The following is a 14,169-nucleotide window of genomic DNA, read 5'->3' on the forward strand; positions in this document are numbered from 1 at the left end:
AGGATTTTACTCGCAAAGCAAGAATACATACATTCGAGAATACAACACGGATTGTATTTTGCGACTCCGGCATCAGCTCGCGAGCCAACACACTCTATTGAATGACTAATAGGATTGGGAGGCCAATAAACATGAACAAAACAGATTTGATCAACAACATCTCGGAGAAAAGCGGATTGACCAAAAAAGACGTAGAAGCGGTATTGAACGGCTTCTTCGGCGAAGTTACTGACGCACTGTCCAAAGGCGACAAAGTGCAACTGATTGGATTCGGCACATTCGAGACTCGCAAGCGCGCAGGCCGCACGGGCCGCAACCCGCAAACGGGCAACACGATCGAAATTCCGGAATCGACAGTTCCGGCGTTCAAAGCGGGCAACAAGCTTAAAGAAGCTGTAAAATAATGCGTCTCGACAAGTTCCTGAAAGTTTCGCGGCTCATTAAGCGGCGCACCGTAGCCAAAGATGTGTCCGAACAGGGACGCGTCATATTGAACGGCCGCGAGGCGAAGCCGAGTACGGCCGTCAAGGTGGGAGACGAGATTACGGTCCAGTTCGGGCAGAAGCTCGTCACGGTCCGCATCGAGCGTCTCCAGGAGACGACGAAGAAGGAAGAAGCAGCCGGCATGTATACGCTGCTGAAGGAAGAGCCTATTCCACGATCGAAGGATCTGGAATGGTAATCGCCATGAATCCATCAAGAACGGCCCTTTCCCGATAACGGGGGAGGGCCTTTCTTGTGCTTGCATTGAGGCGCGAAGGGAAGCGGCTTTCGCTGGCTTTCTATCTATGGCTGAGCCACGAGCCACGGACGCCCAGGAGGAGACACTCCGGGTAAGGCGGAACAGGCGGTCGAAGGAACGGCAGCAGGGAAAATAAGCCTTTGAATCTCTTTCCCCAGTTCCCTATAATAGACGTATAACCAAATACATTCCGCCGGCATTCCCGGCGGGAGAGGTTCGCAATCTCCCTCTATAAAAAACTAAGGCTGACAGCATCCGCAATGGGTATGGCTTTCCCTTGGTGTTGTCTTTTTTTGTGCTTATGGAGGCGGGGGAAGCGGCGCTTGCCGGATCTTCCCCTGCTTCGAATGGACCGATGCACATGCCTTCGTCTTGTTCTGTAGAGGAATAAGAAGGGATGGACACAGGATGAATGATGCAATGAACCGTAAGGAAGCAGCCGCCGAACGGGCGGGAGACAGAGCCGTTCAGGGCAAGCCGCAGGAGAAGGCAGTCGTCGTCTTCAGCGGCGGGCAGGACAGCACGACATGCCTGTTCTGGGCAATGGAGCGCTTCGATGCCGTCGAGACGGTAACGTTCGACTATGGACAGCGCCACCGCAGCGAGCTGGAGCATGCGAAGCGGATTGCAGCCAAGCTGCAGGTGCCGAACCGCGTGCTCGACATGACGCTGCTCAATCAACTGGCGCCGAACGCGCTCACCCGGGCCGATATTGACATCGCCCAGGAGGAGGGCGAATTGCCGAATACGTTCGTTGAGGGGCGCAACCTGCTCTTCTTCTCGTTCGCCGCAATCTATGCGAAGCAGATCGGCGCGCGGCATATCGTGACGGGCGTCTGCGAGACCGACTTCAGCGGCTATCCCGATTGCCGGGACGTATTCGTCAAATCGTTGAATGTGACGCTCAATCTGGCGATGGACTACGGCTTCGTCCTTCATACGCCGCTCATGTGGCTGAACAAGGCCGAGACCTGGCGTCTGGCGGACGAACTAGGGGCGTTCGACTTCGTGCGCACGGAGACGGTAACCTGCTATAACGGGCTGCCGGGCGACGGATGCGGCGAATGCCCGTCCTGCAAGCTGCGGCGCGCCGGAATGGAGAGCTATCTCGCGGAGAGAGCGCAGAAGTCGGGGGCCGGGGCATGAACAGACCGGGCCCGTTCCGCATCGTAGAGAAGCTGCAGCAATACGGTACCGATATATCCCGCGAGTCACTGCGATACCACATGCGCCGCGTACTCGTCAGCAAGGAGTTCACTTTCGACGCGGCGCATCATCTGCACGCCTACGAAGGCAAATGCAAGAATCTTCATGGCCATACGTATAAGGTCGTGTTCGGCCTGAGCGGCTATACGAACGACATTGGCATCGCCCTTGATTTCGGAGATATCAAGGAGATTTGGAAGGAGCGGATCGAGCCGTATCTCGATCACCGTTATTTGAACGAGACGCTTCCCCCGATGAACACGACGGCGGAGAACATGGTCGTCTGGCTGTATGAGCAGATGAGTGCCGCGCTGGCGGAAGAGGAGCCGTACCGCACCCGCTGCGAAGGCGGGCGGGTGGAGTTCGTCCGCCTTTACGAGACGCCGACCAGCTACGCCGAGGCCAGACGGGAGTGGATGGAGCCATGACGATACCCGTACTGGAACTATTCGGGCCGACCGTACAGGGGGAAGGCCTGCTTGTCGGCCGGAAGACGATGTTCGTGCGCACGGCAGGCTGCGATTACCGCTGCTCCTGGTGCGATTCCGCCTTCACATGGGACGGCTCGGCGAAGGAGGAGATTCGCAGCCTCACGGCGGAAGATATTCTGCGGCAGCTGAACGCGCTTGCCGCCGGCCGCTTCGATCATGTCACGATCTCGGGCGGCAATCCCGCTCTGCTCCCCGGCATCGGCGACCTTGTGCGTCTGCTCGGAGAGCACTGCATTTGCACCGCGGTGGAGACGCAAGGCTCGCGGTGGCAGGACTGGCTGCTGGACACCGATGACGTCACGCTGTCGCCGAAGCCGCCCAGCTCCGGCATGAACACCGATGAAGCGCGGCTTGATCAGATCGTGAGCCGGCTGTGGGATCGCCCGGATCGGAAGGGGCTGTGCCTCAAGATCGTCGTCTTCGACGAACGGGATCTCGCGTATGCCATCCGTATGCATGAACGTTACCCGGACATTCCGTTCGTCCTGCAGACGGGGAATGACGATGTGCGGAGCGCGGATGATAACGAGTTGATCCGGAAGCTGCTCGGCCGGTATGAATGGCTGATTGAGCAGGTCGCCGCCGATCCGCGCTTGAACCAGGTGCGGGTGCTGCCGCAGCTGCACACGCTCGTATGGGGCAACAAGCGCGGCGTATGACGGCCGGGCAAGCCTGTCTATGGTGGAACAAGTGCGGCGTATGACGGCCGGGCAAGCCTGTCTATGGTGGAACAAGTGCGGCGTATGACGAGTGGGCAAGCATGTCGTTAGGCTGAGCACGAGAGTCACACGGCCCCGGTGCGGCCGGAACGCTTATGATTTCGACACAAATAACCGATATAGAAGGGGAGGCAATCGCATGGCAGGCAGGAACGAAGCCGAATTGCAGCTGAAGCATCTTGGAGGGAAGACGGAATACGCAACAGACTACGCGCCTGATGTGCTGGAGGCATTCGACAATAAGCATCCGAACCGTGATTATTTCGTCAAATTCAACTGTCCGGAGTTCACCAGTCTCTGTCCGATGACGGGGCAGCCGGACTTCGCGACGATGTATATCAGCTACATTCCGGACCGGAAGTGCGTCGAGAGCAAGTCGCTGAAGCTCTATATGTTCAGCTTCCGCAATCATGGCGACTTCCACGAGGATTGCGTCAATATCATTATGAATGATCTGATCGAGCTGCTCGATCCGAAATATATCGAAGTATGGGGCAAGTTCACGCCGCGCGGCGGCATTTCTATCGATCCGTACTGCAATTATGGCCGTCCCGGTACGAAGTACGAGGAGATGGCGGCTTATCGTCTGATGAATCATGATTTGTATCCGGAAACGGTCGACAACCGATAATTTAGATAAGCGTGAATCCACGCATCACTAGGAGAGAAATATTGGAAGAGTGGCTGCGTTGAAGTTCTATTCTGGCATTCCCTTCATAAGCTAGTGTTGAGAAGGAGGTACATGCCATGATGGAATTGAACAAGCCAACGGCCAAGCGCCAGGAGATTAAGATGGTCAACCGCAAGCTGCTCGAGATTAGCGGGGTAAGCAAAGTGGAGAGCTTCGACAGCGAGGAGTTCCTGCTTGATACCGAATGTGGATTTCTGACCATACGCGGCCACAATCTGCATATCAAAAACTTGAGCCTTGAACAAGGACAAGTCGCCATTGAAGGCACGGTCAACTCCCTGACCTATCTGGATGCGAGTTCACACGATAAATCCAAAGGCTTCTTCGGGAAGTTATTCAAGTGAGTCTGTACGTACAATGGACGACCGTGCTGCTCATGATGCTGAGCGGATTAACGCTAGGCATCGTATTTGACGGCTACCGCGTCGTAGCGGGACAATTCCGTTTCCCTCGGTGGACGGTTCCGCTGCTGGATTTGATGTATTGGCTGGCTGCGACGCTGTTCGTGTTTCAGATGCTCGTGAAGGGCAATCAGGGAGAGCTTCGATTTTACGTCTTTCTTGGCCTGGCCGCCGGGGCATGGTTGTATGTTATCCTTCTCAGCAAGGTCACGGTCGTGATCGTGACGTGGCTCGTGCGAGCCGTATTGGCAATCTACCGATTCATCCGGCGATGCCTGTATGTTCTGCTCGTGCTGCCGCTCAAGGGCTTATGGATCTTTACAAAAGGTCTAGGTTCATTTTTGCTGTCGGCGGCTATTTTCATCGGAAAAATTGTGCTACAATGTGTTAAGCCGCTATGGTGGCTGGTCCGATGGATGTTCCGCCCGCTCATTCTTCCAATCTGGGAGAGGCTGGGTATGACGGAACGGCTCCAGCGGATCAAAGAGAAGGTATTTTCTGGTATACGTCGAATGAATCAATGGGTGGCATCGGGAAGAGCGAAGGTGGCTCGTCTGCTGCGCCTGTTTCATCATAGGAAGTAACAGGTGATTTCTTTAACTGACTTTATCGAAAATGGGGGTGTGCGTATGTCTGCGTCCCGGACACCGGACCGTACTCGTGAGAACAAAATGGCAGGAGCCAAGCGAAGATTGCGATTGTGGATGGGGTTTATGGTGGTGTTTGCGGGGTGGGGCTTGTATACGTACATTGACCAGGCTGCTACTATTGAGGGGCTCAAAGCCGATTATCAGGTGCAGGAGAAGAAGAAGAATGCTGCCAAAGAGACGCGGAACGAGGTTCAACAGGAAGTCGATCGCCTGAATACGACTGAATATATTCTTCAGATTGCGAGAAGCAAAGGGATGCTGCTTCCGGACGAAGTCCTTATCCGCAAGCATGAGGAATAGGCGCCATTTTGGGACAACCGTCGGTTGACCACTTGGTGCGGTTACAGTATAATCACGACATAAGCATTGCTTTCGATAACGAAGCGGTGTGCCGTTTAACATTTTAAGGGAGGAACATTTTATTCTATGACAATCGAAGTGGGCACCAAGTTACAAGGCAAGGTGACAGGCATTACGCATTTTGGGGCGTTCGTTGATCTGTCGGGAGGTGTCACGGGACTGGTTCACATCTCTGAAATTGCCGATAACTATGTCAAGGACGTGAATGACCATTTGAAGATTGACGATATCGTCACGGTCAAAGTAATTAACGTCGACAAGGACGGCAAGATTGGCTTGTCTATCAAGCAGACAGTGGATAAGCCAGCATCGGAGCAGAGACCGCCAAGAGGACCTCGTCAAGACCGTCCGAACCGAGACGGGGGAGGAAGAGGCGGCTTTGGTAACCGCGACCGGGGTGGGCGCAAGCCTAATTTCGCTTCTTTTGAGGATAAAATGTCGCGCTTCCTTAAAGACAGTGAAGAGCGCATCTCGTCTTTGAAAAAGAACACGGAATCCAAGCGCGGAGGCCGTGGCGCACGCCGCATGTAATAGATGAACAAGGAACGAAGCCGCAGACCGGGCACCCGGTGTTGCGGCTTTTTTGCTGTGATCGTGGCCGTATTCGTGGCAGTGATCGTGGCCGTGTTCGTGACGTGGCCGATGCCGGTGCTGGAATCGGTGCCGTGGCCAGTGCTGGAGTCGGTGCTGGTGTCGGTGTCGGTACTGGAGCTGTAGTCGGTGCCGTGGCCGGTGCTGGAGATGGTGTCGGTACCGTGGCCGGTGCTGGTACGGGGACCGGGACGTTTTTGATCGGGCCAAGCCTGCAAATCTGCAGCATTTTTCCTCGTTTCATGGCCTGTGAGCTAGAATTGCTGCAAAATTACATCTTTTTGCCCCTCTGGCCGGGATTGAGGCTGAAACGGCAGGAAATTGATGCCTTATTGCAGGATTCCACCTTTCCACAACTGCCTCTGATCGAATTCCTGCAAATCTGCAGCAATCAGGAGAGGACGAACAGGAAACGGCTTCTTTCCAGACCAGTCATCCAGTCCGCAAGGCTCTTTCGCTGGCTAACACCTGCTGCATCCTTCGCCACCTGTTCCAGCATTCCTGGCAACTGGCCCAGGCCTGTACCGGTGCAGAGAAGGAATGATAACGCCTCTGGCCCCCCAACTCCCGCAAGGCATCTTCCACCTGACCGATTACCACCCAAGTGCCCACAATGGGATCTTCCACCCGACCGATTACCACCCAAGCTCTCACAATGACATCTTCCACCCGACTGATTACCACCCAAGTGCCCACAATGGGATCTTCCACCCGACCGATTACCACCCAAGCTCACACAATGACATCTTCCACCTGACCGATTACCACCCAATCGGCCACAATGGGATCTTCCACCCACCTGAGCTCCACGCAAGTCTCTCACACTGGGATCTGCCAACCACCCAAGCTCCACGCCTTCCACCCAATGGGATCTGCCTCTGCCCACTCAATCCCTACGCCAGCTTCCACAACGGATTCTGGCCTCCCGCTTGTGCCTCCGTCGCCTTCATAGCGGCTTCCGCTCTTCCATCCGCTCCCCCAGCAGTCTCCACATTGTGACGGAATGGCAGATTCATCGCATTCATTTTTCCACCGCCACTATTTTTGTCACCCGACCGGATGGTTACGACAGGTTCTTACGCTATTCCGTATCCTTTCCCCTTATTTCCGAGCGGCGCCAAGTTCAGAGCTGCAAAAAAATGACATACGTGGGCTCGCCCTCATGCCGTCTTACAATGGGCGAACCCTTGTCCGAACAGGCTTGTCCGTTTTCTCGCGCTGGACTCAACTGATGTCGGAAAGTTTTTTGGACGGGGCTCCTTTTTCTGACAAACTATTTCCAGCTCCTTCTCTATAATGAGAGGCACACATTTCAGAGAATAGGTGGTGCTTGGCATGAGTAAGACAAAGGTGATTCCGTTTCCGAAGAAGGGTTGGCAGAGCGGGGGGCAAGGAGAGAGCGAATGGGGCCTCCCTCATAACAGATGGCGGCTGGAACGATTCAAGCGGGTGCTTGGTACGCGGAAATGGACCTTCATGTTTGTGCTTATCGGGTTTTTGCTGGGACGGGCCATGATCTTGAACGAGCTGTTTCCGTTCGCCGCCGCGTTTTTTGCGGTCGTCTATTTTACGCGCCGCGAGCTGGCAACCTGGGTAGGGACGGCACTGCTGGCCGGAAGCTTATTCGCGCCGGAGCAGATCTCGCTCATGATGGGCATGCAGCTGCTGCTTATCGTACTGATGCACCGCGGCCTGAAAGCGTATGAACGGACCGATATGAACATGGCGCCGATTATCGTGTTCGCCGCCACACTGCTCGTTAAGCTGTTCGTGACATTTATGTCGACGGACCTGACCTGGTACGCTCTCGTGATGGATATGACGGATGCTGTGCTCGGTCTCGTCCTCACCCTTGTGTTTATACAAGCATTGCCCGTTCTGACGATGAGTAAACGCAACTATACACTGCGGGTGGAGGAAATGATCTGCCTGATGATTCTTCTGGCGTCGATTATGACCGGCGCCGTAGGCTGGACCGTCCAGTCGCTGCAGCTCGATCACATCATATCACGTTATTTCGTGCTGCTGTTCGCCCTGGTCGGCGGGGCCCCGCTTGGCGCCTCGGTCGGCGTCGTGCTCGGCTTGATTCTCGGCTTGGCGGAGCCGAATTCGCTGACGCAGATGAGCGTGCTGGCGTTTGCCGGCTTGTTGGCCGGACTGCTGAAGGACGGCAAGCGCTGGGTGGTTGCCTTCGGCATGCTGCTCGGGACGGCGATTCTGTCCGTCTATCTCGGGCCTCCTTCGGAGGTGATGGCATCGACCTGGGAGACGATCGCCGCCGCGGCGCTATTCTTGCTTACTCCTAAATCGATATGCGCCACCTTGGCCAAATATGTGCCGGGAACGAACGAGCATACGAAATCGCAGCATGAATATGCGAAGAGGATGCGCGACCTGACGGCGGAACGGGTTACCCAGTTCTCGGAGGTGTTCCGCCAACTGTCGAGCAGCTTCAAGCAGACCGCCCATACCGGCGATCCTCCGACGGTGGGAGAGGAGCGCAATCGGATGATTGAATCCGTGACCGCCGCTACCTGTCTCGGCTGCCCACGGCAGCAGGCCTGTTGGAACCATAAGTCGGTCCAGACGATGACGATGATGAATCAGATGATGAGCAAGGTCGAACAGGATACCGAGATCGTCTCTTACAAGGAGAAGCAACTGCCTCAGACGTGGAGGAGCCACTGCATGAAGGCGCCGAAGGTGCTTGCGCTGATGAGGGAGCATACGATTCGGCGGGCGCTGGACGAGCATTGGCAGAAGCAGATTTTGGACAGCCGCCATTTCGTTGCCGATCAGCTGGCGGGCGTCTCACAGGTTATGGATGATCTGGCCCAGGAGATTCGGCGCGAAGGACGGGAGCTGTTCATGCAGGAGGAGCAGATTCGGCAGGCCATGGAGGAGCTCGGGCTGTCCGTGCACCGCGTCGATATTTTATCGCTCGATGCCGGACGGATCGAGATCGAGATGATTCATTCCTTCACCGACGGCTATGACGAGTGCCGCAAACTCATCGCGCCGTTGCTGTCGGATATATTGGGCGAGCATATCGCCGTCAGAGAGGAGAGGTTAACCGGAACGGAAGGGCATGGTATGGTCACCTTCGTCTCGGCGAAGGCATTCGAGGTGGAGACCGGCATGGCCGGGGCCGCCAAAGGAGGGGATATGCTGTCGGGAGACAGCTTCAGTACGCTGGAGCTCGGCAGCGGGAAGTATGCAGTCGCCTTGAGCGACGGAATGGGCAACGGCGAGCGGGCCCGCATGGAGAGCAGCACCGCCTTGAAGCTGCTGTCCCAATTTCTGCAATCGGGCATCGACGAGAAGCTGGCGATCCAATCCGTCAATCAGGTGCTGACGCTGCGGTCGCCGGACGAGATCTACGCGACGGTCGATATGGCGATCATCGATCTGTATTCGGCCAAGACGACGTTCATGAAGAGCGGTTCCACGCCCAGCTTCATCAAGAGCGGAAAGGACGTGCGCTTAGTATCGGGCAGCAACTTGCCGATAGGTATTATACAGGATATTGATTTTGAGTTGATTGATTCGGCTTTGCAGCCGGGAGATATTTTGATTATGATGACGGACGGAATCTTCGATGCTCCCGGGCCGGCAGCCAACAAGGAGATATGGATGAAGCGGCTTATTAGCGAGCTGGAAACGGATGATCCGCAGGAGATTGCCGATCTTCTCCTAGAGACCGTCATCCGTCATGCCAGCGGTCATATCGATGACGACATGACCGTCGTCGTGACGCGCGTAGCCCGCCATCAGCCGCAATGGGCGACACTGCACTGGAATGGGCATGACCGTAGGGAGCGGCCGCTGACGGTCAGTTAATCTCTCGGCCGCGGCTTCCTGCTTTCCGCCCTCCGTATGGCCAGCGGGGTGTAAACTCTCTTTTCATTGGAAATACTAGAATGAGGTAGTTCAAAAAGCCACTTTTGATCACGAAGAGAATCGGGAAGTAACTCGGCATCGAATTGCGCTGCTTCTTACCAAGTTTTGCGGAGCAAAACTCGCATCGGAAGCATAAGCTTCGAGTTCTTGCATCCTTCTCGGTGCTGACAACCGGTCTTTTTGAACTCGCACTCGTACTAGATTCGGTGAAGAGAGGATGTGCGGATATCGCCATGAAGCAAATTCTATTGATAACCGACGGCTGCTCCAATGTGGGCGTTCAGCCTGCCGTTGCTGCTGCAGAAGCGCGGGAGCGGGGCATCTCGGTTAATGTTGTCGGCATTGTGGATTACGGAACGATAGGTGAGCTTGGAGCGCGGGAGATTGACGAGATTGCCCGTGCCGGAGGAGGGATAAGCCGCATCGTCCAGTCGCACCAGCTGTCGCAGACGGTGCAGATGATGACGCGCAAGACGGTTGTGCAGACGATTCATCAGGCCGTGAACAAGGAGCTGCGTCAAATTTTCGGAGCCGAGCAGAACGTCGAATTCGAGACCCTTCCGCCGGAGCAGCGTTCGGAAGTGGTGCGCGTCATGGACGAGCTGAGCGAGAACTCGCCGCTGCGCGTCGCCCTGCTCATCGATGCGAGCGCGAGCATGAAGCCGAAGCTCCCGGCTGTAGAGGAGGCGATACGGGATCTGATGCTAAGCCTGCAGGCCAGAACGGGCAAAAGCGAGTTGAGCGTGTTCCATTTCCCGGGGCCTTACGGGGGAGAAGAGGCCGTTATGGACATGGAATGGACCGACGATATCAGCCGCGCGAAGCGCTTGTTCCAGCGGTTGAACATGCGGGGAACGACACCGACGGGACCTGCGCTCTTGAAAGTGATCGACTATTATCAATATGATGGAGGCAAGGCGAATCAGGAATGCGACCTGGCGTCGTACGCCTCAGATGGAACAGGAACGGATGGGATGTGGAGTGACTACATCGTGTAACATGGAGAACGAACAGCATCATGCGCAGGCAGCGGCGCTTCGCGTCGAGGCGGGAACCGTGCTGCAGGGAGTGTGGAACGGGCGTGTCTACCGAATTGAGCGACGGCTTGGCCGCGGGGCCAACGGAGTCGTGTATTTGGTGACCCATTTTCCGACTGCAGCGCAGGCGCGCGGAGGACGGATCGCTGCCTATGCACTTAAGATGGGAATGAACTCCGTCGATCTCCAGTCCGAAATTAACGCGCTGCGGACATGGGAGAAGGGAAGGCAAGCGGAGGCGGGGCGCACGGGCCGTCACCATGCGCGGCCATTTCTCGTCGATAACGATGATTGTGATCTGCACGGCAAGCGCATCCCCTTCTATGTGATGAGATATGTTCCGGGGGTGAGTCTCCGCAAGTTCATATATAAGCATGGGCCGGATTGGTATGGCGTCGTGGGAGGACGCTTGCTGGAAAAGCTCAGGCAGCTGCACCGGCAGGGGCTTGTCTTCGGCGATCTGAAGGCGGAGAACGTGCTGGTGAACGATAACGGAGAGGTGGAGTTGATCGATTACGGGGGTCTGACCTCTACCGGGAAAAGCGTAAAACAATTCACGGAATTGTATGACCGGGGGTATTGGCACGCCGGATCGCGCACAGCCGACTTCCGGTATGATCTGTTCTCGTTCGCGGTCATGACGGTTCAGATGATGGCCGAACGGGAGCTTCGGGAACGGATCAAGACAACGCTCCCGCAGACGCGCGACATCAAGGATCTAATCGATATCGCCCGGAATCATCCCCGGGTGCGACCGTATGAGCCCTGGCTGGCACCGGCCTTGCGCGGGGAATTCGCTTCCCCGGAGGAGGCATGCCGTCTGTGGCATGAACAGACACGGAAGCGGCATCGCTCCGGCAAACCGCTCAACCGCCCCACGCCGTTGTGGCTGAAGTGGTTTTTTGCCGTGTCCGTGCTGCTGTTGGCCGTGAGCGTCGCTTTTTGGGCATGGGGTTTCGATTAATAGGACATATTGTGTTATATTGAATTTATACATAGTACTTACGTTTATCACGCAGGTCTTCTTCATACATAAGGAATCAGAGTCTTGGACATGGCATGTCCGGGGAAGAGGAGTCTGCGGCAGCAGGACATAATGGAAGGAATCGGGGATGGACATGACGGAACCGGGCAGGCATGCGGGCAATGACAGCGAATATGCGTGGCGGCAATGGACGGAGAAGCTGCGGGACACCGTAGAGCGGCATCGGCTATGGAACGATGGCGACCGCATCGTGATCGCGGTATCGGGCGGACCGGATTCCATGCTGCTGCTGCATGCCATCGCAGCCCTGACCGGACATCTTCCGGGAAGCGGACGGATGATCATCGCCCACGTGCATCACGGCTTCCGCCTGGAGGAGTCGGACGAAGAAGCGCGGTTCGTCGAGCGGGAAGCGGAGCGGCTCGGGATCAGACTCGCGATGAAGCGCGTGGACGCTCCGGGCTGGGCGGCGGAGCATAAGATGAATGCCCAAGCGGCCGCGCGGCAGCTCCGCTATGACTTCCTGAAGGAAGTCGCCGCTCGCGAGCAGGCGCAGGTAATCGCATTGGCGCATCATGCCGATGATCAGGCAGAGACCGTGCTGATGCGGCTGCTGCGCGGAACCGGCAGCACGGGGCTGTCGGGGATGGCCTGGAAGCGGGAGGCGGACGGCTTCTCCTTCGTCCGGCCCCTGCTGGGTGTCCGCAAGGCGGAATTGCTGGAGTGGTGCCGCTTGCGAGGCATTGCCTACGTGACGGACAGCAGCAATGCGAAGACCGATTACTTGCGCAACCGGGTCCGGCTGGACGTTATGCCGCGGCTTGAGCAGGAGAATCCGGGCCTGGTCGCTTCCCTGTGCCGCACGGCCGATGTGTTGCGGGAAGAGAATGATTGGATGGAGGAACAGGCGCGGCAGTTGTTTCAACGCGTGGTGAAGACCGTACAGGATGGAGAAGACGCTCCAATGGAATCACCGCCGCCGGACGGCGTCGTTCTTGATCGATGGGCGCTTCTTCAAGCACATGTCGCTTTACAACGCAGGTTGATTAAACTAATATTAAACTATCTCACGCGGGAAGCGGAACAAGCTGATTTCGACACGGTTGAGGCGCTGCGGAATGCGGCGATCCGGGAACAGCCATCCACATGGAAGACGGATGCGGCCCCCGGCGTCGAATTCCGGAGAGAATACGACCGCTTGCTATGGCTGCGCCAACCCATCGTTCAGGCGAAGAACGGGCCGGATATGCTGGATCTGACGATAGATCGTACATATGAATCGGGAAGTCTCCCGATACCGTCGAATAGCAGTACGCTGAATTGGGTTATAGAGTGCGATAGCCGCTCTTCCGTCACGCAGGAAGCGGCGCATCAAGCCGCATCCGGAAGAACGCGGGTCCCCTCGGGACAGGTGGAAGCGCTGTTCGATGCGGAGCAATTGTGCTGGCCGCTGCGTGTCCGATACCGCCGCGACGGCGATCGAATGCGTATTTTAGGGTTAAATGGCAGCAAAAAGGTGCAAGATATGTTCGTCGATGCCAAAATTGCGCCCTCGCTTCGCGGCACCGTCCCCATCGTGACGGATGCCAACGGGCAGATCTTGTGGGTTCCGGGCGTGCGGCGTTCGGATGCCGCGCTGGTCGGGCCCTCTACAGACCGTGTCCTGCGGCTGGAGCTGGAAGGCGGTACGCATATTCCGGCGCAGCAGCGATCATGCTCTGCCCAACCTAACCGCATGATGTAATCACGTTCATGTAAGTTTTCAGTATTCACTCTAGGAGGGGCCCATCATTGTATAACGACATTGAAAAGGTAATTATCAGCGAGGAGCAAATTCAGGCGAAGGTCCAGGAACTGGGTGCTCAGATCAGCCGCGAGTATGAAGGGAAATGCCCGCTGGTCATCTGTGTCCTCAAAGGCGCATTCGTCTTCATGGCCGATCTGGTCAAGCAAATTACCGTACCGTTGGAATTGGACTTCATGGCGGTATCCAGCTATGGAGCTTCCACGAAGTCTTCCGGTGTCGTCCGGATTATGAAAGATTTGGATGTATCCGTGGAAGGCCGGGATGTGCTCATTGTTGAAGACATTATAGATACCGGCTTGACGCTCAGCTACCTGATTGAAGTGCTTCAAGGACGCAAGGCGAATTCCATTCGCCTCGTGACGCTGTTCGATAAGCCGGCGCGCCGCACCGTTAATCTGGAAGCGGACTACAAAGGATTCGTGCTTCCTGACGAATTCATCGTCGGCTACGGCTTGGATTATGCCGAACGTTACCGCAACCTTCCATATATAGGCGTGTTGAAGCCAACGATTTACTCGAATGAAGCTAAGTAAGACACCCGCCTTACACGCTTGCTGGTCAAGTTGTGATGGCATTACGTGCTATGATA

At 56.2% G+C, this 14,169-nt stretch carries 17 protein-coding genes and 1 riboswitch; of the genes, 16 read left to right on the plus strand and 1 reads right to left on the minus strand.

Annotated elements, in window-relative coordinates:
• Window positions 1-131: 131 nt before the first annotated feature.
• The 11 genes from FLT43_RS17150 (at window position 132) to FLT43_RS17200 (ending at window position 5,977) form a co-directional block, all read left to right on the plus strand.
• The gene (locus FLT43_RS17150; protein ID WP_006679526.1) at window positions 132-404 is read left to right on the plus strand and encodes an HU family DNA-binding protein; all 273 of its coding nucleotides are present in this window, start codon (window positions 132-134) and stop codon (window positions 402-404) included.
• Window positions 404-682 carry an RNA-binding S4 domain-containing protein gene (locus tag FLT43_RS17155; protein ID WP_087443272.1) on the plus strand — a complete coding sequence of 93 codons (279 nt, stop codon included), beginning with the start codon at window positions 404-406 and terminating at the stop codon, window positions 680-682. The genes FLT43_RS17150 and FLT43_RS17155 overlap by 1 nt, the downstream gene beginning before the upstream one ends.
• Before the next feature lie 265 nt (window positions 683-947).
• Window positions 948-991: riboswitch (PreQ1 riboswitch) on the plus strand.
• A gap of 171 nt (window positions 992-1,162) precedes the next feature.
• Window positions 1,163-1,888 carry a 7-cyano-7-deazaguanine synthase QueC gene (gene queC, locus FLT43_RS17160; RefSeq protein WP_087443306.1) on the plus strand — a complete coding sequence of 242 codons (726 nt, stop codon included), beginning with the start codon at window positions 1,163-1,165 and terminating at the stop codon, window positions 1,886-1,888.
• Window positions 1,885-2,376, plus strand: a complete 492-nt coding sequence (gene queD / locus FLT43_RS17165; protein ID WP_087443273.1) for a 6-carboxytetrahydropterin synthase QueD — start codon at window positions 1,885-1,887, stop codon at window positions 2,374-2,376. The genes queC and queD overlap by 4 nt, the downstream gene beginning before the upstream one ends.
• Complete coding sequence (queE, locus tag FLT43_RS17170; protein WP_087443274.1) at window positions 2,373-3,098, plus strand: 7-carboxy-7-deazaguanine synthase QueE; 726 nt, start codon at window positions 2,373-2,375, stop codon at window positions 3,096-3,098. The genes queD and queE overlap by 4 nt, the downstream gene beginning before the upstream one ends.
• A gap of 199 nt (window positions 3,099-3,297) precedes the next feature.
• On the plus strand, window positions 3,298-3,789 hold the full coding sequence (queF, locus tag FLT43_RS17175) for a preQ(1) synthase (RefSeq protein WP_087443275.1): 492 nt from the start codon (window positions 3,298-3,300) through the stop codon (window positions 3,787-3,789).
• Window positions 3,790-3,905: 116 nt separating this feature from the next.
• Window positions 3,906-4,193, plus strand: a complete 288-nt coding sequence (gene yabP, locus FLT43_RS17180) for a sporulation protein YabP (protein ID WP_006679532.1) — start codon at window positions 3,906-3,908, stop codon at window positions 4,191-4,193.
• Window positions 4,190-4,834 (plus strand): spore cortex biosynthesis protein YabQ, encoded by a 645-nt coding sequence (yabQ, locus tag FLT43_RS17185; protein ID WP_087443276.1) that lies wholly within the window; start codon window positions 4,190-4,192, stop codon window positions 4,832-4,834. Before yabP ends, yabQ begins: the two co-directional genes overlap by 4 nt.
• A 45-nt stretch (window positions 4,835-4,879) precedes the next feature.
• On the plus strand, window positions 4,880-5,200 hold the full coding sequence (locus FLT43_RS17190; protein WP_240927613.1) for an FtsB family cell division protein: 321 nt from the start codon (window positions 4,880-4,882) through the stop codon (window positions 5,198-5,200).
• Between the two features lie 126 nt (window positions 5,201-5,326).
• A complete protein-coding gene (locus FLT43_RS17195) occupies window positions 5,327-5,791 on the plus strand; it encodes a S1 domain-containing RNA-binding protein (RefSeq protein ID WP_006285932.1) in 465 nt (154 codons plus the stop codon).
• A 3-nt stretch (window positions 5,792-5,794) separates the two neighbouring features.
• Window positions 5,795-5,977, plus strand: coding sequence for a hypothetical protein (locus FLT43_RS17200; RefSeq protein WP_087443278.1), 183 nt, complete (start codon window positions 5,795-5,797; stop codon window positions 5,975-5,977).
• Between the two features lie 767 nt (window positions 5,978-6,744).
• On the opposite strand, the gene FLT43_RS30540 is transcribed toward FLT43_RS17200, so the two are convergent.
• Window positions 6,745-6,876, minus strand: coding sequence for a hypothetical protein (locus FLT43_RS30540; protein WP_255321613.1), 132 nt, complete (start codon window positions 6,874-6,876; stop codon window positions 6,745-6,747).
• Between the two features lie 310 nt (window positions 6,877-7,186).
• Here FLT43_RS30540 and spoIIE point away from each other — a divergent pair, with 310 nt between their 5' ends.
• The 5 genes from spoIIE (at window position 7,187) to hpt (ending at window position 14,113) form a co-directional block, all read left to right on the plus strand.
• A complete protein-coding gene (gene spoIIE / locus FLT43_RS17205) occupies window positions 7,187-9,691 on the plus strand; it encodes a stage II sporulation protein E (RefSeq protein WP_087443280.1) in 2,505 nt (834 codons plus the stop codon).
• 293 nt (window positions 9,692-9,984) lie between these two features.
• Window positions 9,985-10,749: a vWA domain-containing protein gene (locus FLT43_RS17210; RefSeq protein ID WP_087443281.1), complete on the plus strand. Its 765-nt coding sequence runs from the start codon at window positions 9,985-9,987 to the stop codon at window positions 10,747-10,749.
• 1 nt (window position 10,750) lies between these two features.
• The gene (locus FLT43_RS17215; RefSeq protein ID WP_087443282.1) at window positions 10,751-11,752 is read left to right on the plus strand and encodes a protein kinase domain-containing protein; all 1,002 of its coding nucleotides are present in this window, start codon (window positions 10,751-10,753) and stop codon (window positions 11,750-11,752) included.
• A 148-nt stretch (window positions 11,753-11,900) separates the two neighbouring features.
• Window positions 11,901-13,517, plus strand: a complete 1,617-nt coding sequence (gene tilS, locus FLT43_RS17220) for a tRNA lysidine(34) synthetase TilS (protein WP_087443283.1) — start codon at window positions 11,901-11,903, stop codon at window positions 13,515-13,517.
• Between the two features lie 47 nt (window positions 13,518-13,564).
• Window positions 13,565-14,113 carry a hypoxanthine phosphoribosyltransferase gene (gene hpt, locus FLT43_RS17225; RefSeq protein ID WP_087443284.1) on the plus strand — a complete coding sequence of 183 codons (549 nt, stop codon included), beginning with the start codon at window positions 13,565-13,567 and terminating at the stop codon, window positions 14,111-14,113.
• The last annotated feature ends 56 nt before the right edge of the window (window positions 14,114-14,169 follow it).

It is taken from the genome of Paenibacillus thiaminolyticus (assembly GCF_007066085.1).
Taxonomy (GTDB): Bacteria; Bacillota; Bacilli; order Paenibacillales; family Paenibacillaceae; genus Paenibacillus_B; species Paenibacillus_B thiaminolyticus.

Excerpts from the sequence above, each read along its gene's own strand:
- FLT43_RS17150 (WP_006679526.1), top strand. The coding sequence starts at position 132 with ATGAACAAAACAGATTTGATCAACAACATCTCGGAGAAAAGCGGATTG.
- FLT43_RS17155 (WP_087443272.1), top strand. The coding sequence starts at position 404 with ATGCGTCTCGACAAGTTCCTGAAAGTTTCGCGGCTCATTAAGCGGCGC.
- queC (WP_087443306.1), top strand. The coding sequence starts at position 1,163 with ATGAACCGTAAGGAAGCAGCCGCCGAACGGGCGGGAGACAGAGCCGTT.
- queD (WP_087443273.1), top strand. The coding sequence starts at position 1,885 with ATGAACAGACCGGGCCCGTTCCGCATCGTAGAGAAGCTGCAGCAATAC.
- queE (WP_087443274.1), top strand. The coding sequence starts at position 2,373 with ATGACGATACCCGTACTGGAACTATTCGGGCCGACCGTACAGGGGGAA.
- queF (WP_087443275.1), top strand. The coding sequence starts at position 3,298 with ATGGCAGGCAGGAACGAAGCCGAATTGCAGCTGAAGCATCTTGGAGGG.
- yabP (WP_006679532.1), top strand. The coding sequence starts at position 3,906 with ATGATGGAATTGAACAAGCCAACGGCCAAGCGCCAGGAGATTAAGATG.
- FLT43_RS17190 (WP_240927613.1), top strand. The coding sequence starts at position 4,880 with ATGTCTGCGTCCCGGACACCGGACCGTACTCGTGAGAACAAAATGGCA.
- FLT43_RS17195 (WP_006285932.1), top strand. The coding sequence starts at position 5,327 with ATGACAATCGAAGTGGGCACCAAGTTACAAGGCAAGGTGACAGGCATT.
- FLT43_RS17200 (WP_087443278.1), top strand. The coding sequence starts at position 5,795 with ATGAACAAGGAACGAAGCCGCAGACCGGGCACCCGGTGTTGCGGCTTT.
- FLT43_RS30540 (WP_255321613.1), bottom strand. The coding sequence starts at position 6,876 with ATGAATGCGATGAATCTGCCATTCCGTCACAATGTGGAGACTGCTGGG.
- spoIIE (WP_087443280.1), top strand. The coding sequence starts at position 7,187 with ATGAGTAAGACAAAGGTGATTCCGTTTCCGAAGAAGGGTTGGCAGAGC.
- FLT43_RS17210 (WP_087443281.1), top strand. The coding sequence starts at position 9,985 with ATGAAGCAAATTCTATTGATAACCGACGGCTGCTCCAATGTGGGCGTT.
- FLT43_RS17215 (WP_087443282.1), top strand. The coding sequence starts at position 10,751 with ATGGAGAACGAACAGCATCATGCGCAGGCAGCGGCGCTTCGCGTCGAG.
- tilS (WP_087443283.1), top strand. The coding sequence starts at position 11,901 with ATGGACATGACGGAACCGGGCAGGCATGCGGGCAATGACAGCGAATAT.